The sequence below is a fragment of the Stenotrophomonas sp. SAU14A_NAIMI4_5 genome (assembly GCF_003086795.1).
Taxonomy (GTDB): Bacteria; Pseudomonadota; Gammaproteobacteria; order Xanthomonadales; family Xanthomonadaceae; genus Stenotrophomonas.
Genome location: NZ_CP026003.1, coordinates 3,236,024 through 3,255,882 on the forward strand (window position 1 = coordinate 3,236,024; position 19,859 = coordinate 3,255,882).

Annotated in this window: 14 protein-coding genes and 2 pseudogenes; 11 read left to right on the forward strand and 5 right to left on the reverse strand. The window is 67.1% G+C overall.

Annotated features, from left to right (window positions below; translation table 11 throughout):
• The first annotated feature begins 496 nt into the window (after window positions 1–496).
• The 3 genes and pseudogenes from C1925_RS15095 (at window position 497) to C1925_RS15105 (ending at window position 2,865) form a co-directional block, all read left to right on the forward strand.
• Window positions 497–1,360, forward strand: coding sequence for a pirin family protein (locus C1925_RS15095; RefSeq protein WP_108770732.1), 864 nt, complete (start codon window positions 497–499; stop codon window positions 1,358–1,360).
• Between the two features lie 144 nt (window positions 1,361–1,504).
• A pseudogene (aqpZ, locus tag C1925_RS15100) lies at window positions 1,505–2,210 on the forward strand (aquaporin Z).
• A gap of 196 nt (window positions 2,211–2,406) precedes the next feature.
• Complete coding sequence (locus C1925_RS15105; RefSeq protein ID WP_108769597.1) at window positions 2,407–2,865, forward strand: hypothetical protein; 459 nt, start codon at window positions 2,407–2,409, stop codon at window positions 2,863–2,865.
• A 132-nt stretch (window positions 2,866–2,997) separates the two neighbouring features.
• Here C1925_RS15105 and C1925_RS15110 read toward each other — a convergent pair whose 3' ends face one another.
• Complete coding sequence (locus C1925_RS15110) at window positions 2,998–3,849, reverse strand: pirin family protein (RefSeq protein ID WP_108769598.1); 852 nt, start codon at window positions 3,847–3,849, stop codon at window positions 2,998–3,000.
• A gap of 233 nt (window positions 3,850–4,082) precedes the next feature.
• Here C1925_RS15110 and C1925_RS15120 point away from each other — a divergent pair, with 233 nt between their 5' ends.
• Both C1925_RS15120 and C1925_RS15125 read left to right on the forward strand, forming a co-directional pair.
• On the forward strand, window positions 4,083–6,164 hold the full coding sequence (locus tag C1925_RS15120; protein ID WP_108769600.1) for a carbon starvation CstA family protein: 2,082 nt from the start codon (window positions 4,083–4,085) through the stop codon (window positions 6,162–6,164).
• On the forward strand, window positions 6,164–6,388 hold the full coding sequence (locus C1925_RS15125) for a CstA-like transporter-associated (seleno)protein (RefSeq protein WP_108765908.1): 225 nt from the start codon (window positions 6,164–6,166) through the stop codon (window positions 6,386–6,388). The genes C1925_RS15120 and C1925_RS15125 overlap by 1 nt, the downstream gene beginning before the upstream one ends.
• A 570-nt stretch (window positions 6,389–6,958) precedes the next feature.
• On the opposite strand, the gene C1925_RS15130 is transcribed toward C1925_RS15125, so the two are convergent.
• Together C1925_RS15130 and C1925_RS15135 are read right to left on the reverse strand one after the other, a co-directional pair.
• The gene (locus C1925_RS15130) at window positions 6,959–8,089 is read right to left on the reverse strand and encodes a DUF3103 family protein (protein WP_159097536.1); all 1,131 of its coding nucleotides are present in this window, start codon (window positions 8,087–8,089) and stop codon (window positions 6,959–6,961) included.
• Window positions 8,090–8,305: 216 nt separating this feature from the next.
• Window positions 8,306–9,556, reverse strand: coding sequence for a DUF819 family protein (locus tag C1925_RS15135; protein WP_108769602.1), 1,251 nt, complete (start codon window positions 9,554–9,556; stop codon window positions 8,306–8,308).
• Between the two features lie 180 nt (window positions 9,557–9,736).
• Between C1925_RS15135 and C1925_RS15140 the strand changes: the two genes are divergently transcribed.
• Window positions 9,737–10,126 carry a VOC family protein gene (locus tag C1925_RS15140; protein ID WP_108769603.1) on the forward strand — a complete coding sequence of 130 codons (390 nt, stop codon included), beginning with the start codon at window positions 9,737–9,739 and terminating at the stop codon, window positions 10,124–10,126.
• A gap of 109 nt (window positions 10,127–10,235) precedes the next feature.
• On the opposite strand, the gene C1925_RS15145 is transcribed toward C1925_RS15140, so the two are convergent.
• Entirely contained in the window at window positions 10,236–11,522 is a 1,287-nt protein-coding gene (locus C1925_RS15145) for a HAMP domain-containing sensor histidine kinase (RefSeq protein ID WP_108769604.1), read from the reverse strand.
• Window positions 11,506–12,216, reverse strand: coding sequence for a response regulator transcription factor (locus C1925_RS15150; protein WP_108769605.1), 711 nt, complete (start codon window positions 12,214–12,216; stop codon window positions 11,506–11,508). Before C1925_RS15150 ends, C1925_RS15145 begins: the two co-directional genes overlap by 17 nt.
• A gap of 132 nt (window positions 12,217–12,348) precedes the next feature.
• On the opposite strand from C1925_RS15150, the gene C1925_RS15155 reads away from it, so the two are divergent.
• From C1925_RS15155 to C1925_RS15175, 5 genes and pseudogenes are all read left to right on the forward strand, one after another.
• Entirely contained in the window at window positions 12,349–14,052 is a 1,704-nt protein-coding gene (locus tag C1925_RS15155; protein ID WP_108769606.1) for a glycosyltransferase family 39 protein, read from the forward strand.
• A gap of 111 nt (window positions 14,053–14,163) precedes the next feature.
• Entirely contained in the window at window positions 14,164–14,931 is a 768-nt protein-coding gene (locus C1925_RS15160) for a phosphatase PAP2 family protein (RefSeq protein WP_108770733.1), read from the forward strand.
• Entirely contained in the window at window positions 14,928–16,577 is a 1,650-nt protein-coding gene (locus C1925_RS15165) for a phosphoethanolamine--lipid A transferase (RefSeq protein ID WP_108769607.1), read from the forward strand. The genes C1925_RS15160 and C1925_RS15165 overlap by 4 nt, the downstream gene beginning before the upstream one ends.
• An 878-nt stretch (window positions 16,578–17,455) precedes the next feature.
• Window positions 17,456–17,548, forward strand: a pseudogene (locus C1925_RS15170) (IS3 family transposase); the annotation flags it as partial.
• A 229-nt stretch (window positions 17,549–17,777) separates the two neighbouring features.
• Window positions 17,778–19,742, forward strand: a complete 1,965-nt coding sequence (locus tag C1925_RS15175; protein WP_108769608.1) for a M2 family metallopeptidase — start codon at window positions 17,778–17,780, stop codon at window positions 19,740–19,742.
• Window positions 19,743–19,859 lie beyond the last annotated feature (117 nt).

A 19,859-nucleotide genomic window follows, 5' to 3' on the forward strand; every position in this document is an offset into this window, starting at 1 on the left:
CCCGCTGGATCAACATCCAGAGCCAAAGCCAGAGCCGGAGCCGGAGCAACAGCCGGCTCTGGCTTTTCTGTTTGTTGGGCGGGGCGGTGTGGGCTTGCAGGACACGCCGTAAACCCGTCCATGGGGGCTCGTAGGCGCCATCCATGGCGCCTACGGTCCTGCAAGCCCACACCGCCCCACCCCCGACAGTTTCCCGGTGACGGTAGGTGAACTCCGATTTCGGCAGGTGTCGACCTTGGCTGCCGCAGTAGATCCACGCCATGCGTGGATGCGAGCGAAGCGACCGGCGTTTGATTTTGATTTTCTTTTTTCTTTTCCGTGGCTGATGCGCCCGGCCAACCACAGCGCCAGTCGACTAACAGTCGGCTCTACCGATCGACCAGCCACGAGGGGCTGCGCCGTTGGCTGGAACAACCTGTTACCCGCATGGGGCATGTGCCCACCACGACCGCATGCCATGCTGGCGCCCTTGATCCCTGCCAGCGAGAACGCCCGCATGACCACCATCATCGCCCCGCGCGTCCACGACATCGGCGGCCTGGAAGTACGCCGCGCCGTGCCCACCCTGCAGGCCCGCAGCATCGGCTCGTTCGTGTTCGTCGACCAGATGGGCCCGGCGATCATGCGCCCCGGCACCGCCATCGACGTGCGCCCGCACCCGCATATCGGCCTGGCCACCGTCACCTACCTCTGGTCCGGTGCCATCGGCCACCGCGACACGCTGGGCTCGGACCAGGTCATCCGCCCCGGTGACGTGAACTGGATGACCGCCGGCCGTGGCATCGCCCATTCCGAGCGCACGCCGCCGCCGGATCGCGACCACGACAACCCGATCCACGGCATGCAGACCTGGGTCGCGCTGCCGAAGTCGCACGAGGAGATCGAGCCGGCGTTCTACCACCATGCCGCTGCCACCCTGCCCGAGCAGCGCCGCAACGGCGCGTGGCTGCGTGTGATCGCCGGCCGCGCCTATGGCGAGGAATCGCCGGTGAAGGTGTTCGCCGATACGCTCAACGTGGCCATCGACCTCGACCCGGATGCGGAGATCGATATCGACAACGGCCATCGCGAACGCGCGTTGTACATCCTCGAGGGCCAGGCCCAGCTGGATGGCGTGGACATCCCGGCCCAGCACCTGGTCATTCCCGAAGCCGGCGCCATTGGCCGCCTGCGCGCGAAGACCCCGGTGAAAGCGATGCTGTTCGGTGGCGAGCCGCTCGATGGCCCGCGCCACCTGTGGTGGAACTTCGTGTCCAGCTCCAAGGAGCGCATCGAACAGGCCAAGCACGATTGGGAAGCCGGGCGCTTCGGCACCATCCCCGGCGACGACAAGGAATTCATTCCGCTGCCGCAGTACTGAGGCAGAAGGAAGTCGAGCGAGCTCGACTCTACGGCAGGGCCTCGGCACTGCCCGCCGCGGTCCACGCGCCTTATACGCGGCCATCACCTGCCGTGCACTCCACTGCGGCCGCACGCATCCGCGCGCCTTATTGGAGTGCAGGTCATGGGCATGGGCAAACGTTTTGCCGCCGAGTTCCTCGGCACGTTCTGGCTGGTCCTGGGTGGCTGTGGCAGCGCGGTCCTGGCCGCGAAATTCGGCGGTGATGGCAACCCGCTGGGTATCGGCTTCCTTGGCGTGGCACTGGCCTTCGGCCTGACCGTGGTCACCGGCGCGTACGCGTTCGGCCACGTCTCGGGCGCGCACTTCAATCCGGCGGTCAGCGTTGGCCTGTGGGCCGGCGGCCGCTTCCCGGCCCGCGACCTGGTGCCGTAGCGCTGGCGGCCTGCTGGCCGGCTTCATCCTGCTGCAGATCGCCTCCGGTGCGCCTGGCTTTGCCATCGACGGCAGCCAGGCCGGGGCGTTCGCCAGCAACGGCTACGGTGCGCTGTCGCCGGGCGGCTACAGCGTAGCGGCCGCCTTCCTCTGCGAAGTCGTGCTCACTGCGGTGTTCCTGGTGGTCATCATGGGAGCGACCCACGGCAAGGCCCCGGCCGGTTTCGCGCCGCTGGCCATCGGCCTGGCCCTCACCCTGATCCACCTGATCAGCATCCCGGTCACCAACACCTCGGTAAACACGGCACGCTCCACCGCCGTCGCGTTCTTCGCCGGCAGTGGCGCGACCGGGCAGCTGTGGCTGTTCTGGGTCGCTCCGCTGCTGGGCGGCATGATCGGCGGAATGATCTACAAGTGGGTCGGCAGCGACCGCTGAACACCCCCCCCCTCCATCACGGCCGACACTCGGCCGTGATGGTTACGGTTGTAACCGCAATTTGTGCGATCGCTCACGTTCCGTTAAGGTCGGGATGACCGTCCGTACACCTGCGGACGGCTTGGCATCCGGGGATGGGATGCCACCGCCACCGGCGCGCCGGTGGAGCCTTACGACACGCCACCTTGGGGGATGCATGAAGTTCGCGCCTGTTGTGTTGTCGAGCCTGCTGTTTGCCGCGGCCCAGGCCGCCGCGCAGGCTCCGGCCGAGTGTCCGTCGCTGCCCGCCAGCAGCGGTCTGCAGTGGCAGGAGCAGGCACAAGCTGATTTCGTGGTGTGCCGGGCGGCCACCGCCGATGGCCGTGAAGTGCTGAGCCTGATGCTCAGCCAGCGCGATCCGGGCATTCCGCTCAGTCGTTCGCTGCGCCAGGAAAAGGGCAGCTTCGGCGGTGAATCGATGTACTGGTACCAGCCCGACCTGGGCGGCCAGCAGCCGCCGGGCTATGCCGAGCGGCGCATCAGCGTGATCAAGCTGGACAAGGGACGCTACGCGCAGATCGCGCTGTATCCGGGCAGCACCCAGGAGCTGGGCAGCCTGCAGCAGCTGGCGCAGGGCATGAACCTGACGCCGTCGGCCGTGGCCGACGGACGCTGAGCGGGCACGGGAATGACTGCCTGGCAGCATTCCCGCACTTCAACATTGATCGGTAGCGCCGGGCCATGCCCGGCGAACGGGTGCTTGCGCGCGACGCTGGGAAAGCCGCCGGGCATGGCCCGGCGCTACCCCTCAGAAGCGGCCTTCCTGGAAATCGACGAAGGCCTGCATCAGTTCCTGCCGGGTGTTCATCACGAACGGGCCATGGCGCATGACCGGCTCGCGCAGCGGGCGACCCGCCACCAGGATCAACCGTGCGCCTTCGCGCCCGGCCGACAGGTGCAGCTGCTCGCCGCCACCCAGCACCGCCAGTTCCTGGCGCGCCACGTCACGCGCGGCATCCTGCTCACCCACCGTCACCCCGCCCTCGAACACGTAGGCGAAGGCGTTGTGCCCTTCCGGCAGCGTATAGGTCCAGGCGCGGTCCGCGTCCAGGCTGATGTCCAGGTACAGCGGATCGGTGGCCGGCTGCGCGATCGGGCCGACGGTGCCGTCGACGCTGCCGGCGATCACTTTCACCTGCACGCCCTCGGCCGGCTGCACCACCGGAATGCGCTCGGGCGCGAACTCCTGGTACTTCGGGTCGGTCATCTTGTCGCGCGCCGGCAGGTTCACCCACAGCTGGAAACCGCGCATCTGCCCGCTTTCCTGCTCCGGCATTTCCGAATGGACCAGGCCGCGGCCAGCGGTCATCCACTGCACGCTGCCCGGGGTCAGCAGGCCTTCGTTGCCGTGGTTGTCGCGATGGCGCATGCGCCCGTCCAGCATGTAGGTGACGGTCTCGAAGCCACGGTGCGGGTGCTCCGGGAAGCCGGCGATGTAGTCCTCGGCACGGTCGGTACCGAATTCGTCCAGCAGCAGGAACGGATCGAGGTCGGGCAGCGACGGGCCGCCGATGACACGGGTCAGCCGCACGCCGGCACCGTCGGAGGTGGGCATGCCACGGATGGTGCGCTGCACGCGGACCGGTTCGGGAAGGCTCATGGCGACTCCTGTTGGATGGATGCCAGTGAAGATGGACGCCGCACGCCGCAACGCCAATGGGCGGCGCCGCAACCGATTGTTCCATCGCTGGTGTTCGCCGCGCGTCATGTCCGCCGCGCGGCGGCGCCTGCGTTGTGTTCGACCAAAGTACTACCGCAGAAAGGTTCCGTACCGATTGACCGTGCACAGGTCACGCGGGACCCTTTGAACATCTTTCCGGGAGAGAGCACCTCATGAAAGGGTTTTCCAAAATAGGCTGGGCGGCCCTCGCCCTGCTCGGCGCATTCTGTCTGGGCACCGTGGCCCTGCGCCGCGGCGAACACATCAACGCATTGTGGATCGTGGTCGCCGCGGTATCGCTGTACCTGGTGGCCTACCGCTTCTACAGCCTGTTCATCGCCGACAAGGTGATGCAGCTCGATCCGACCCGGGCCACCCCGGCGGTGATCAACAACGATGGCCTGGACTACGTCCCGACCAACAAGCACGTGCTGTTCGGCCACCACTTCGCCGCCATCGCCGGTGCAGGCCCGCTGGTCGGCCCGGTGCTGGCCGCGCAGATGGGCTACCTGCCCGGCCTGCTGTGGCTGGTGGTGGGCGTGGTACTGGCCGGCGCGGTGCAGGACTTCGTGGTCCTGTTCCTGTCCAGCCGCCGCAACGGCCGTTCGCTGGGTGACCTTGTGCGAGAGGAAATGGGCCAGGTGCCCGGCACCATCGCCCTGTTCGGCGCCTTCCTGATCATGATCATCATCCTGGCGGTGCTGGCGATGGTGGTGGTCAAGGCGCTGGCCGAAAGCCCCTGGGGCATGTTCACGGTGATCGCGACGATGCCCATCGCGATCCTGATGGGCGTGTACATGCGCTACATCCGCCCCGGCAAGATCGGTGAGATTTCGGTGGTCGGCCTGATCCTGCTGCTGGCCGCGATCTGGTTCGGCGGCAAGGTGGCGGCAGACCCGACCTGGGGCCCGGCGTTCACCTTTACCGGCACCCAGATCACCTGGATGCTGATCGGCTATGGTTTCGTCGCCTCGGTGCTGCCGGTGTGGCTGCTGCTGGCCCCGCGCGACTACCTGTCCACCTTCCTGAAGATCGGCACGATCATCGCCCTGGCCATCGGCATCCTGGTGGTCATGCCAGAACTGAAGATGCCGGCGCTGACCCAGTTCGCCGCCAGCGGCGACGGCCCGGTGTGGAAGGGCGGCATGTTCCCGTTCCTGTTCATCACCATCGCCTGCGGCGCGGTGTCCGGCTTCCATGCCCTGATCTCCTCGGGCACCACGCCCAAGCTGCTCGCCAATGAATCGCACATGCGCTACATCGGCTACGGCGGCATGCTGATGGAATCGTTCGTGGCAGTGATGGCGCTGGTGGCCGCCTCGATCATCGATCCGGGCATCTACTTCGCGATGAACAGCCCGGCGGCGGTGATCGGTGCCGATGCGGCCTCGGCGGCGCACTTCATCACCAACACCTGGGGCTTCACCATCAGCCCGGAACAGCTGACCGCCACGGCGGCGGCCATCGGTGAACCGACCATCCTGCATCGCGCCGGTGGCGCACCGACGCTGGCGGTGGGTATCGCGCAGATCCTGCACGAAGCGATCCCGAGCAGCAGCGACGCGATGATGGCCTTCTGGTACCACTTCGCGATCCTGTTCGAAGCGCTGTTCATCCTGACCGCGGTCGATGCCGGTACCCGTGCCGGTCGCTTCATGCTGCAGGACCTGCTGGGCAACTTCATTCCGGCGCTGAAGAAGACCGAGTCGTGGACGGCCAACATCATCGGCACTGCCGGCTGCGTGGCGCTGTGGGGTTACCTGCTGTACACCGGCGTGGTCGATCCGTTCGGCGGCATCCAGACGCTGTGGCCGCTGTTCGGCATCTCCAACCAGATGCTGGCCGGTATCGCGCTGATGCTGGGCACGGTGGTGCTGTTCAAGATGAAGCGTGACCGCTACGCGTGGGTGACCGCGGTTCCGGCCGTGTGGCTGCTGATCTGCACCACCTACGCCGGCTTCATCAAGATCTTCGACAGCAACCCGGCGCAGGGCTTCCTGGCCCAGGCGCACAAGTACCAGGCGGCAATCGCCAGCGACACGATCACCGCACCGGCCAAGTCGGTGGCGCAGATGCAGCAGATCGTGGTCAATGCCTACGTCAACACCAGCCTGACCGCGCTGTTCCTGCTGGTGGTGGGTGCGGTGCTGGTGTACTCGATCAAGACCATCCTGGCGGCCCGCCGCAATCCGCAGCGCAGCGACCGCGAGACCCCGTACGTGGCGCTGAAGCCGCACGAAATGGTGGATCTGTAATGAGCACGCAACTGGTTCCCGTCGGCCAGTACCAGACGCACCGCCGCATCTGGCGGCGCCTGGTGCAGACCGCACGGCTGTGCTGTGGGATTCCTGATTACGACAACTACGTCCGGCACATGCTGGAGAAGCATCCGGATCAGGAACCGATGGACTACAAGACGTTCTTCCGCGAACGGCAGGAAGCGCGCTACGGCGGTCGCAACGGCGGTCGCTGCTGCTGAGGTGTTTGGGTGGGTGCCGGGCTTGCAGCCCGGCGCCCGCCGATTCAACAGCAAATGCAACTGCAACTGCAAGAGCGTCGGCTCTGGGTTTCTGTTTGTTTGGCGGGGCGGTGTGGGTGGGCAGGACACGCCGTAAACCCATCCCTGGGGGCTCGTAGGCGCCATCCATGGCGCCTGCGGTCCTGCCCACCCACACCGCCCCACCTCTGACAGGTTGCCGGTGACGGCGAGACACATGCGGGGTCAGATCCGTTTTCCGAAGGGAAACGGATCTGACCCCATTTTGTTTGTCGATATCTGACAGAAAAATCGTGCCGACCAACGGTCGGCACCCACCAACAGCCGCCGTTGCCAACAGCCGCGTGAACCTGTCGAAGGCGGGGCACTGTGGGTTTGCGGGGTGTGAGCCGCATGGATGCGGCGACCAAGCCCCCATGGACGGGTTTACGGCGTCCCCCTCAACCGGACCCACCCCGCCATCCCACGGAATGCCGCTTCGGCTCTTGATCTTGAGGTTGCCGGCCAGCGGCCGGCACTACCAGCAGGTGCAGGGCTGCAAGCCCTGCTGCCCTACTCCACCAGGGTGATGGGCGTGAGGGTGACCTTGGCGTTGTTGGCCGCCCCCATGCGATCGGTGTACGCCTGCCCACGCTGCAGCAGGTAGAAGCTGTCCAGGTAATCGATGTCGTTGGCGAACCAGGACGTCGGCATCGCCTTGAGGATCGCACCTGCGATGTCGGCGATCACCGCATACTCCGGCGCGAACGCGCCCAGCGCGGTTTTCACGCCCGTGGTCAGGGCCACCAGCAGCTCCTGGTAGTTGGTGTCGCCGTCATCCTCGAACAACTGCACGTTGGCCGCGTTGAACCGGTAGTTGCCCCAGATCACCAGCGCCTGCTGCGGGGTGTAATCGGTGTTGTCATAGTCCAGGTACGGCATGTCGACCGTGACCATCTCCGGCTCGGCCGTGTCGACCTGCAGGCCGGAAACGACAGCGAAAACCTCCGCCGCGCCCAAGGCCCACGGCTCCTGGTCATCGGCCAGGCGGATGCGGTCCAGCCGGGTGATGTCCAATGAAGCGCTGGCACCATTGGCGGCGATGCTGATGCGCTCGGGCGACTGCAGGCCCCGTGCGCGCAGCCCGGCGTTGACCAGGGCCATGCCCTCGGCCACCGAGCGGCGGGTGTCGACATCGACGATCAGCACGGGGAAATCCGGGGCCTGCTTCGCATCCAGCACATGTGCACGGCCCTGGGCATCGTAGGCGGTCAGCGTGGTCCAGTCGCGGTCATTGCCGCGCGGCAGGCTGGCCACCCACAACTGGCGCGGCGCGACGGCATCCAGCGACATGCCCTCGGGCACGTAGGCACGCAGCTGCAGCAGCGCCGGCCCCTGCTCCGGCAGGCCCTTGCGCAGCCGCAGCTGGCCGTCCTGGCGGGCCAGGCTGCTGCTGGCCAGCGTGCGCGCCTGCGGATCGAACCGCGTCATCACCTGCTGCAGCGCCACGCCGCGCTCCGGCGCCGCGCGGAGCGCTGAGCGCGCGGCGTCGGCGAAGCCCGGTTGCGCGATCAGCGCTGCGACATCGCGCGCACTGGCATCGGTGATCGCCTGCACATCGCCGGGCCCCGCCTGCAGCGGGCCCTGCGCCAGCACCGAAGCGCTACCCAGCATCAGCGCAAGCAGCGCCGATGCACGAAACATCCATTGATTCGTCATGAACATACCTGTCGGGAAAGCTGGCAGCCGCCAGCGGAGGCTGCGCCGCGAGCCCCCTGCTTCCCCACGCGACGCATGCCGCCACGCTACGTGGCACGCGCCCCACATTCCGTTATCCGCCGCACAGTTCCGGCAGCGGCAGGCACATGCGTCAGGCCGTGCAGCCGCCGAACACGGGCTCAGCGCTGCAGCGCCGCGTGATCAGGCGTTGGCCATCCACTTCAGGATCAAGCCGGTGACATAGGCCAGGCCGGTACCGGTGGCGTAGCCCACCGTGCCCAGCAGCACGCCCACTGGCGCCAGCGAAGGATGGAACGCCGCCGCCACCACCGGTGCCGACGCCGCTGCACCGATGTTGCCCTGCGAGCCGATGGCGAAGAAGAACAGCGGCGCACGCAGCAGCTTGGCCACCACCCACAGCACCAGCACGTGCGTTGCCATCCAGATCGCGCCGAGCAGGAACAGCCACGGCCGGTCCAGAAGCGACAGCAGATTCATCTGCATGCCGATGCAGGCGATCAGGAAATACAGGAAGAGCGTGCCCAGGCGCGAGGCACCGGCGGCTTCCAGGCGGCGCGCGCGGGTGAAGCTCAGGCCCAGGCCCATCGCGGTGGACAGCAGGATGACCCAGACGAACTGGCTGTCCAGGCTGAACTGGCTGGCCCAGCTGACGTTGGCCTTGAACCAGCCCGCCAGCGGCGCCGCGATCGCATGGGCCAAGCCGACGCCGCCCAGCGCCACGCCGACGATGATCATCAGGTCGGTCATGCTGGGAATACGGGCGTTCTGTGCGTCGTAGGCGCTGATGCGCGCCTTCATTTCATCGATGGCGCGGGTGTCGGCGCCGTTGCGGGTATCGATCTGCTGCGCACGGTTGGCCAGGAACAGCAGGATGGCCATCCACAGGCTGGCACAGGCCACGTCGACCACCGCGAACTGGCCGAACGTGGTGGCATCGACGCCAAATACCTCGCGCATGGCCACCATGTTGGCACCCCCACCGATCCAGCTGCCGGCCAGCGCGGCCATGCCGGCCCAGGTATCACCGGCCACCGTTTCCGGGTGGATCAGCTTCATCACCTGGAAGGAGACGATGGCACCGAGCATGATGCCGGCGGTACCGGCGCAGAACACCACGAGCAGTTTCGGGCCGAGCTTGGCGATGCCCTTCAGGTCGATCGACAGGGTCAGCAGGACCAGCGCGGCCGGCAGCAGCACGTCGCGGGCCACCGGGTTGTACAGCGCGGTGTTGTGGCCATCGATGACACCGGCGGTGTTGTAGATGGCGGGGATGAAGTAGCACAGCAGCAGCGCCGGCACCCAGGCGAAGATCTTCTTCAGCAGCGGGGTCGGGCCACTGGCGGCCCAGAAGATCAGGGCAAGGGTGGCGGCAATCAGGCCGAGGCCCACGATGTCGTTGCTGATCAGGGCAGTAGCGGGTTCGGTCGGCATGGGATCCTCTGTCGATCGAAAGAGCGGAAAAAAAACGCCGCAGGATGCGGCGCTGCCCGAGGTTAACATCGCCTTCACGCCGGGTCATGCTGCGCTGCTTGCTGCGGCTCCACGACCTGCGCAGAATTGCCCCATCCCCGACGTTCCATCGCCACCGGCACACCGCCATCGGCGCAGGTCATGCAACTGGGTGCTTTCTCGGTCAGCCTGTCAGTGAAGGATCTGGCGGCCTCGCGCGGGTTCTACGAAGCACTGGGCTTCGTGGTGACCGGCGGTGATGCCGCACGCAACTGGCTGGTGCTGCGCAATGGCGGCATCGTCATCGGCCTGTTCCAGGGCATGTTCGAAGGCAATCTGCTGACCTTCAACCCGGGCTGGGACCAGTTCCGGCAGGAGCTGGGCGAGTTCCAGGATGTGCGCGAGCTGCAGGAGGCGCTGGATGCGCAGGGCATCGAGCTGACCACGCGCACCGATCCGGACGGACAGGGCACGGGGTATCTGCAGCTGGCCGATCCCGACGGTAACGTGATCCTGATCGACCAGCACGTGGAGCGCCCGAAGGGGCGGTGATTGCTCTGGCAGGCGTCGACCTTGGTCGACGGAAAGCGTGCCAACCAAGGTTGGCACCTACCAGGGTGATGACGTGCCAACCAAGGTTGGCATCTACCAGGGCGGTAGGTCAGCCGGGACGCGATGCGCCGAAGTCGAGGGTGACCAGGGTGCCGCGCGGCTCGACGGGCTGCAGGTGCAGGGTCCAGCGCAGGTGCTCGCACAGGCGGGCGATCAGGTCCAGGCCGATGCCGCCGCGGTCGGCGCGTTCGCCACGGGCCATGCGCGCGTGGATGGCGGCGATCTCTTCCGGTGCCATGCCATGGCCCGGGTCCTGCAGGGTCAGCATCGCCTGCGCGCTCAGCCGCAGTTCGATGTGGCCCCGTCCGCTGTTTTCGATGGCATTGCGCAGCAGGTTGCCGATCGCGGCCTGCACCACGGCCAGCGGCGCGACGATGTCCACCGGTGCGGCCTGGATGCCGATGCTCAGGTCCTTGTCACCCAGCAGGTGGCGATGGTCGTCGACGATCTCCGGCAGCAACTGGTCCAGCGCGATGCGCTCGGCGCGCGCGGCCAGCCGGGCCGGATCGCGGGCCAGCACCAGCAGCAGCTCGATCAGCTGCTCCACGCCTTGCGCGGTACGCAGCACGCGCTGCATCTGCTGGCGCGCGCGTTCGGGCAGCCCCGGTTGCTCCAGCGCCAGCTCGGCCGCACCGGTGATCACCGCGATCGGCGTGCGCAGTTCGTGGCTGGCGGTACTGATGAACACCCGCTCGCGCTCGACAAACTGCTCGTTGCGGTCCAGGTAATCGTTGAGCGCGTCGGCAATCGTGTGCAGTTCCGAACTGCCGCGCGGATCGACGTCGACGCGCTGGCCCTGCTCGCCCGGCCGCAGCGCACCGATGTGCTGGGCCAGCAGGCTCAGCGGGCGTACCACGCGTTCCATGCCGAACGAGGCCATCAGCACGGTGACGAACACCATGATGATGCCGGCCAGCATCACCCAGCGCGTGGCGAACTGTTCGAGGTCGTGGAAGTCGGAGATGTCCAGCGCCAGCGCGACCCGCCCCATCGTGCCGGTGTCGCGCACCATCACCGCCGTCTCGCGCTCACCCACCATCACCCCGTCATGCAGGCCCGGGTGCAGGTCGCGCAGGGTTTCCGGCATGTTCGCTTCGTCGAAGCGGTACAGGCTGAGGGTGTCCGAATCCTGCCAGTGGTACTGCGGTTCGTGCTCGGTGTGCTCGACGATGCTGTCCAGCTCGGAATTGAGCAGCGCGCGCCAGGCGGCATGCTCGGCATGCTCGTGCACGTAGTTGCCCACGCTGAACACCGCCAGCGAAATCAGCGCCAGGTAGCCCAGCAGCCAGCCGATCACACGCCGGTACAGCGGGCCCGGCTTAGGCGCTTTCTTCATCGCTTCCACTGCCTGCACTGCCACTGGCCGCCAACCGGTAGCCGACGCGCGGCAGGGTATGGATCAGCTTGTCGTTGAAGGGGCCATCCACGCTGCGGCGCAGTTCGTAGACGTGTGAACGCAGCAGGTCGCCATCCGGCGGCTCGTCGCCCCACAGGGCGAACTCCAGCTGCTGGCGGGTGACCGCGCCCGGGCTGGCCCGCATCAGCACTTCCAGCAGCTTGCGGCAGGCCGGGTAGAGATGCAGCGCCTGGCCGCCACGCTGGGCTTCCAGGGTCGCCAGGTCCAGCACCAGGTCGGCCACCTGCAGGCGCTTGCGCGGGTTGCGCCCCTGCGCGCGCGTCAGCAGGGCTTCCAGCCGCACCTCCAGCTCGGGCAGGGCGAAGGGCTTGGTCAGGTAGTCATCCGCACCGGCGCGGAAGCCGGCAATCTTGTCCGGCAGCTCGTCGCGGGCGGTCAGCATGATCACCGGCACTTCCGAACCCTGGTCCGTACGCAGGCGGCGCAGCACTTCCGGCCCTTCCATGCGCGGCAGCATCCAGTCCAGGATCACCGCGTCGTAAGGGTGGCTGGCGGCCAGGTGCAGGCCGGTGATGCCATCGGGGGCCACGTCGAGGACGTGCCCGCGCGACTCGAAATAGTCGAACAGGTTGGCCACCAACTGGCGGTTGTCCTCGATCACCAACAGGCGCATGCACGGAATGTCCACGGAAGTTCGTACCATGGTAGCGCTGACCATGTCGGAATGCGGTCGCCCTGCGCCCGCCTCCGACGCCTTTCCCACGCCCTGTTTCCGACAATGGCCGTTTTGCTCCCGGAGCCCGCTGTGCCCGTAGCCCTGCCCCGCCGCTGGTTCCTGCCCCTGCTTTGGGTGCTGATGATCGTCTCGCTGGGCGCCGGCCTCGGCATGCGCCAGCCGCAGCCGCCGGACGAGCCGCGCTTCGTGCTGGCCGCGCGGGCCATGGTCGACAGCGGGGAATGGCTGCTGCCGCACCGCGGCAGCGAGCTCTACGCGGAAAAGCCGCCAGTGTTCATGTGGCTGCAGGCCGTCGCCCACCGGGTCGTCGGCAGCTGGCAGTGGTCGTTCCTACTGCCCTCGCTGCTGGCGGCCCTGCTCAGCCTGTGGCTGGTCTCGGACCTGGCGCGACGGCTATGGTCGCCACGGCACTCCCTGTACGCGATGGCGGCGCTGTTCTGCACGCTGCAGTTCGGGCTGATGGCCAAGCGCGCACAGATCGACATGGTGCTGGTGGCAATGACCACCGTGGCCCTGTGGGGCCTGCTGCGCCACCTCAGTGAACGCCGCAACCTGCCGGCGCTGTGGCTGGCCGGCTTCGCCGCTGGCCTGGGCACGGTGACCAAGGGCGTGGGCTTCCTGCCGCTGTTGATGGTGCTGCCCTGGTTCGGCTGGTGGCTGTACCAGCGCCGCCGCGGGCAGGCCGTGTCCGGCCCGCACCCGGCCACCCTGCTGTGGCTGCTGCCGGCCTTCCTGCTGGGCACGGCGGTGTGGCTGGCGCCGCTGGGCTGGGCCCTGCTGCACGAACCCAGCGCATCGCTGCAGTCGTATGCGCACGAGCTGCTGTTCAAGCAGACCGGCACCCGTTACGCCAACGCCTGGCACCACCGCCAGCCGGTCTGGTACTACCTGCAGGTGATCCTGACGCTGTGGCTGCCCGGCAGCCTGCTGCTGCCGCTGCTGGCCAAGCCCTGGTGGCGCCGCCTGCGCCGTGGCGACCGCCGGCAGTGGCTGCTGCTGGGCTGGGCGCTGCTGGTGCTGCTGTTCTTCAGCGCCAGCCCGGGCAAGCGCGAGGTCTACGTGCTGCCGATGCTGCCGGCGATGGCCCTGGCCGTGGCCCCGCTGCTGCCGGGCCTGCTGCGCCGCCTGTGCGTGCGCCGCTACCTGTTCGGCTACAGCCTGGTGCTGATGCTGGCCACCGGCACGCTGGGCGTGATGATGATGACCGACAGCCACTGGGTGCAGGCCCAGCTGGCGCGACGGGCGATGCCCGATTCGCTGCTGCCGGTGCTTGGCAATGGCCTGCTGGTCTTCGCCATTGCCGTGGCCACGCTGGCGGTCTGGCTGCGGGTGCGTCGTGCGGCCCTGCTGGTGCTGCTGACCCACGGCATGCTGTGGATGCTGTACGGGCTGGTGCTGATGCCCACGCTGGACCCCTACGCCTCCGCCTCTGCGCTGATGCAGCGGGTCGGCAAGCGGATCGGACCGGATGCCGAGTTGGCCCTGGTGGCCTGGCGCGAACAGAACCTGCTGCAGGCCGACCGGCCGGTACGTGAGTTCGGCTTCAAGCGCCCCTGGGCCGAGCAGTGGCACGATGCCGGCCCGTGGCTGGCCAAGGCCCCGGAAAAGCGCTGGGTGCTGGTGCTGGACAAGGCCATGAGCCCCTGCGTGGATCCGGCCCAGGTGATCGACATCGGCATCGCCAACCGGAACCGCTGGCAGCTGCTGCCGGGCAGTGCCTGGGACGCCAGCTGCCATGCCGAACGTGCCGGTGCTTCGGAAGAAGAAGACTGAACGCTGGCTCGCGCCGGGGCGGCATTAACCCGGCGCGAACAGATGTACGACCCTTCTCCGACATGAAGGTGACGAGCATGGCCGCGGATTCCTGCCATGGCCCCTTCCCGCATGCCCGCTCGTCCCCTTGTCCCGGCTTCTGCCTTCACGCCTTCGTGGCTGGCATCGCGTTTCGCACTGACGCACCTGCTGCTGCCGTTGGCCGTCGGCGTTCCGCTGTTCGTCCTGTTGATGGGCTTTGGCGGTGACCAGTGGGTGGCCGACCACTTGTTCCGCCTGGAGGGCGGCCACTGGGCACTGCAGGATGCCTGGCTGACCCGCGCGGTCGTGCACAAGGGCGGCAAGTGGCTGAGCACGGCGGCGGCCCTGGTGGCGATCCTGCTGTGCTTCCACCACTGGCGCCGCGGCCGCGACCGCACCCTGCGCTGGGCGTTGCTGTACGTGGTGGTGGCGATGGCGCTGGGCACCGGCCTGATCTCGCTGCTCAAGGCGCTGGTGCCGATGGACTGCCCCTGGGACCTGCTGCGCTATGGCGGCCACGAGCCCTTCATCGGCCTGCTGGCCAGCCGCCCCGAGGGCATGCCCGTGCGTGCCTGTTTCCCGGCCGGCCATGCCAGCGCCGGCTACGCCTGGCTGTGCCTGTACTTCTTCGCCCTGCTCTGGCGCCCGGCGTGGCGCTGGGCCGGGCTGTGGATCGGCCTCGGCAGCGGCCTGGTGTTCGGCATCAGCCAGCAGCTGCGCGGCGCCCATTTTCTTTCGCATGACGTTGCCACGGCCTTGCTGTGTTGGCTGCTGTCGCTGGGCCTGTTCCTGATCACGGAGCGGCTGCTGGCCCGGCGCACGCTGGAACGTCCGACCCGCCAGGAGGCACGTGCATGAATGCATCGGTCCAACGTTCGCTGCGCCTGCCGGCACTGGCCAGCCTTCATCGCTGGCGCCCGCAGCTGTCCACCGAAGCGCTGATCGCGCTGACGAGCCTGTTCTTCGCGGTGGCCGGCAACGGCCTGTTCTGGCACAGCGCCATGGCCAGCCATCCCGGCAGCCTGCGCTACGCGCTGTCGCTGTTCCTGCTGCTGCTCGGCGCGCACGGCGTGCTGCTGGGCATCCTGGTCTGGCGCTGGAATGCCAAGGTGGTGACCAGCGTGCTGCTGCTGGTGACCGCCTTCGCCGCGCACTACATGAGCCAGTTCCACATCTACCTGGATGCGGACATGCTGCGCAACGTGCTGGCGACCGATCCGAAGGAAAGCCGCGAGCTGATGACGGCCTCGCTGGTCTGGCCGGTGCTGCTGCTGGCGGTGCTGCCGATGGTGCTGCTGTGGCGGGTGGAACTGCGCCGCCGCAGCTGGGGCCGCACCCTGCTGTGGCGCGTGGGCTTCCTGCTGGTGGCGGCGGTCACCGCCGTGGGTGGCGCGCTGATGTCGTTCCAGGATGTCTCGGCGCTGATGCGCAACCAGCGCGAAGTGCGCTACCTGGCCACGCCGGCCAACGTGCTGCTGGGCATGCCGCGTGCGCTGCGCGGCGACAACCCGGTGCAGCGCGCGCCGAAACTGCCGATCGGCACCGATGCCAAGGCCACCCCGCGCGCGCCGACCAGCAAGCCGCGGCTGCTGGTGATCGTGATGGGCGAAACCGTGCGTGCGCAGAACTGGGGCCTCAACGGCGGGCGCAACACCACGCCGGAACTGGCGCAGGCGCCGGTAATCAATTTCCCGGACATGCATTCTTGCGGCACCAGCACCGAAGTCTCGCTGCCCTGCATGTACTCGCCCTGGGGCCGGCACGAGTACGACGAGAAGAAGATCCGCGCGCACCAGTCGCTGCTGCACGTGCTGAACCGCGCCGGCGTCACGCCGCTGTGGCGTGACAACCAGTCCGGCTGCAAGGGCGTCTGCGAAGGCCTTGATTTCCAGTCACTGTCCGACGCGACAACGCCCGGCCTGTGTGCGGATGGCCGCTGCATGGATGAGATCCTGCTGCAGGATCTGGCCACGCAGGTGCGTGCCAAGCCGGGCGATCGCGTGGTGGTGCTGCACCAGCTGGGCAACCATGGCCCGGCCTACTTCGAGCGCTATCCGGCGGCTTTCGCGCGCTTCAAGCCGACCTGCGATACGCGTGACATCGGCCGCTGCTCGCGCGAGGAGATCGTCAACAGCTACGACAACGCGGTGCTCTACACCGACCACTTCCTGAGCAAGACGATCGGCACGCTGCAGGGCCTGCAGGACTACGACACGGCGATGATCTACCTGTCCGACCACGGCGAGTCGCTGGGTGAGAAGGGCCTGTTCCTGCACGGCGTACCGTACGCGATCGCTCCGGCCGAGCAGACCAGCGTGCCGATGACGATGTGGTTCTCGCCGGGCTTCGCCCGCAGCCGCGGGCTGGACCTGCAGTGCCTGCGCAAGCGTTCGGCGGCGTACACCGACCACGACAACCTGTTCCCGTCGGTGCTGGGGCTGATGCAGGTGAAGACGGCACTTTACGAACGCGACCGCGACCTCTTCGCCGGCTGCGAGAGCTGAGGGGTTGTGTTCTGGCAGGGCTTGCAGCCCTGCACCTGCCGAATCACCGTCAACGTCAAACGCCTGCATTCCGTGGGATGGCGGGGTGGGTCCGGTTGAGGGGGACGCCGTAACCCCCCCTCCGGGGTCCGGCCCAGCCGCTGGCGGCTGTGCGTTCGGGCGCTCGCGAAGCAGTGCTTCGCAAGCAAAGCGCCCTCACCCATGGGGGCTTGGTCGCGCCATCCATGGCGCTCACACCCCCTCAACCGGACCCACCCCGCCTTCGACAGACCTCCGCGATCTGTCGGAAAGGCGTTCTGCTCTGGTGGGTGCCGACCGTTGGTCGGCACGAATGAATTCATTCGATATCTGACAGATGTGTCGACCAACGGTCGACACCTACCAACAGCCGCGTGTCCCAGTAGATCCACGCCATGCGTGGATGATTCATTCGATATCTGACAGATGTGTCGACCAACGGTCGACACCTACCAACAGCCGCGTGTCCCAGTAGATCCACGCCATGCGTGGATGACTCATTCGATATCTGACAGATGTGCCGACCAACGGTCGGCACCTACCAACAGCCGCGTGTCCCAGTAGATCCACGCCATGCGTGGATGATTCATTCGACATCTGACAGATGTGCCGACCAACGGTCGGCACCCACCATCAGCAGCAGGTTCCAACAGCCGCGTGAAACTGTCGAAGGCGGGGCACTGTGGGTTTGCGGGGTGTGAGCCGCATGGATGCGGCGACCAAGCCCCCATGGTGAAGTGACCCCCTGGAGTTGGACACCTGATCCAACCCAGAGGGTTATATGAATAGATATGAGGTTCGTTTCAAATTGCAGGTGGCCAAAGAGGCCTGCAAGACCTCCACATCGGTCAAGGCGGTTGTACATCCGGTACTACAACGAAGACCGTATCCGATTGAAACTAAAGGGCCTGAGCCCGGTAAAGTACCGGCAGCAGGCCGCGTTGGCCGCCTGATCCCCCAACTGTCCAACTTTTGGGGGTCACTTCATGGACGGGTTCACGGCGTCCCCGCAAACCCACAGTGCCCCGCCATCCCACGGAATGCGGGCTTTTGATCTTGCTTCGGCTTCGGCCTCTGCAGGTGCAGGGCGCAGCCCTGCCGGACCCCACCAACCTTCCCCACTTGCGGTAGGCACGCGCGCCCACTAGCCTTCGGCCGTCGTTCACCACCCAAGGACCGCCCGTGACTCACCGCCATCTCCTGCTGGCCTCGGCTATCGCCGCCGCCACGCTGGCCCTGGTCGCCTGCAAGAAGGAACCTTCGCCCGGCACCGAGGCCGCCACCGCCAGCGCGCCCGCCGGCGAGACCGCCGACCAGTTCGTCGCCCGCATCAACGCCGAATTCAAGGCCGCCTACCCGGAGATGACCTCGGCACAGTGGCTGTCCTCCACCTACATCAACAGCGATTCCGAACGCATCGCCGCCAAGGCCAACGAGCGCTCGCTGACCCAGCTCAACAGCTGGATCGAGCAGGCCGGCAAGTTCGAAGGCCAGCCGATGAGCGAGGACAGCAAGCGCGCCATCCACCTGCTGAAGCTGATGTCCTCGATGCCGGCGCCGCGTGATCCGGCCAAACTGGCCCAACTGACCCAGATCGCCACCCGCATGGAAGGCAGCTACGGCGCAGGCAAGTACTGCACTGATGCCAACGATCCCAACTCCTGCCGCCAGCTCGGCGAGCTGGAGCAGGTGCTGGCGCGCAGCCGCGACTACGACGCGCAGCTCGATGCCTGGCAGGGGTGGCACAGCACGACCAAGAGCATGCGCGGCGACTACCAGCAGTTCGTCAGCCTGGTCAACGAGGGCGCCAAGGGCATGGGCTTCACCGATGCCGGGCAGATGTGGCGCAGCGGCTACGACATGCCGCCGGAGCAGATCGGGCCGGAAACCGACCGCCTGTGGGAACAGGTCAAGCCGATGTACGAGCAGCTGCACTGCTATGCGCGCGGCAAGCTGGACAAGACCTACGGCAAGGACAAGGCCGAAGTAGGCAACGGCCTGATCGCCGCGCACCTGATGGGCAACATGTGGCAGCAGGACTGGTCCAACCTGTGGGACCAGCTGGAACCGTACCCGGGTGCCGGCAGCCTGGACATCACCGGGGCGCTGGAAAAGCAGTACCAGGCCAACCTGAGTGCGGCGCTGGCCAAGGCCGGCAAGGATGCCAACGTCGCTGCACAGTACAAGGCGCAGCGCGAGGCCGAACTGCGCACCGCCAAGCAGATGACCGAACGCGCCCAGGACTTCTACGTGTCGCTGGGCATGCCCTCGCTACCGCAGTCGTACTGGGAACGTACCCAGTTCATCAAGCCCGATGACCGCGACGTGGTCTGCCACGCCAGTGCCTGGGACATGAACATGGAAGGCGACGTGCGCACCAAGATGTGCATCAAGCCGAACGAAGAGAACTTCACCACCATCTACCACGAGCTGGGCCACCTGTATTACGACCTGGCCTACAACCCGCTGCCGCCGCTGTTCCAGGGCGGTGCCAACGATGGCTTCCACGAGGCGATCGGCGACACCATCGTGCTGGCGATGACGCCCAAGTACCTGAGCTCGATCGGCCTGGTGCACGCGCCGACCGAAAGCCGCGAGGCGGTCATCAACAACCAGATGCGCATGGCCCTGTCAGGCGTGTCGTTCCTGCCGTTCGGCCTGATGATCGACCGCTGGCGCTGGGGCGTGTTCGATGGTTCGATCACCCCGGACAACTACAACAAGGCGTGGTGGGACCTGAAGGCGAAGTACCAGGGCGTGGCCCCGGCCAGCACCCGTGGCGAGGAGTTCTTCGATCCGGGCGCGAAGTACCACGTGCCGGGCAACACGCCATACACCCGCTACTTCCTGGCGCGCATCCTGCAGTTCCAGTTCTACAAGGGCCTGTGCGATGCGGCCGGCTTCAAGGGCCCGCTGCATGAGTGCACGTTCTACGGCAACAAGGAGGCCGGGCAGAAGTACTGGGCGATGCTGAGCAAGGGCGCCAGCCAGCCGTGGCAGGCCACGCTGAAGGAGCTGACCGGCAGTGACAAGCTCGATGCCGGCCCGATGATCGAGTACTTCAGCCCGGTCAACGACTGGCTGAAGCAGCAGAACCAGGGCCAGATGTGCGGCTGGCAGGCCAGCGCAGCACCGGCGGCGAAATGAAAGAAGGGGCGGCTCCGCGAGGATCCGCCCCTGATGTTTCCGGTAGCGCCGGGCCATGCCCGGCGGCTTTTCATCGCACCGCTGCGCTCGCCGGGCATGGCCCGGCGCTACCCGATG

Bases quoted from the DNA above. Each gene is read 5' to 3' on its own strand.
- C1925_RS15110 (WP_108769598.1), bottom strand. From the start codon at position 3,849: ATGAGCCTTCCCGAACCGGTCCGCGTGCAGCGCACCATCCGTGGCATG.
- C1925_RS15150 (WP_108769605.1), bottom strand. From the start codon at position 12,216: ATGCGCCTGTTGGTGATCGAGGACAACCGCCAGTTGGTGGCCAACCTG.
- C1925_RS15120 (WP_108769600.1), top strand. From the start codon at position 4,083: ATGAAAGGGTTTTCCAAAATAGGCTGGGCGGCCCTCGCCCTGCTCGGC.
- C1925_RS15145 (WP_108769604.1), bottom strand. From the start codon at position 11,522: ATGAAGAAAGCGCCTAAGCCGGGCCCGCTGTACCGGCGTGTGATCGGC.
- C1925_RS15165 (WP_108769607.1), top strand. From the start codon at position 14,928: ATGAATGCATCGGTCCAACGTTCGCTGCGCCTGCCGGCACTGGCCAGC.
- C1925_RS15160 (WP_108770733.1), top strand. From the start codon at position 14,164: ATGCCCGCTCGTCCCCTTGTCCCGGCTTCTGCCTTCACGCCTTCGTGG.
- C1925_RS15130 (WP_159097536.1), bottom strand. From the start codon at position 8,089: ATGTTTCGTGCATCGGCGCTGCTTGCGCTGATGCTGGGTAGCGCTTCG.
- C1925_RS15105 (WP_108769597.1), top strand. From the start codon at position 2,407: ATGAAGTTCGCGCCTGTTGTGTTGTCGAGCCTGCTGTTTGCCGCGGCC.
- C1925_RS15140 (WP_108769603.1), top strand. From the start codon at position 9,737: ATGCAACTGGGTGCTTTCTCGGTCAGCCTGTCAGTGAAGGATCTGGCG.
- C1925_RS15095 (WP_108770732.1), top strand. From the start codon at position 497: ATGACCACCATCATCGCCCCGCGCGTCCACGACATCGGCGGCCTGGAA.
- C1925_RS15135 (WP_108769602.1), bottom strand. From the start codon at position 9,556: ATGCCGACCGAACCCGCTACTGCCCTGATCAGCAACGACATCGTGGGC.
- C1925_RS15125 (WP_108765908.1), top strand. From the start codon at position 6,164: ATGAGCACGCAACTGGTTCCCGTCGGCCAGTACCAGACGCACCGCCGC.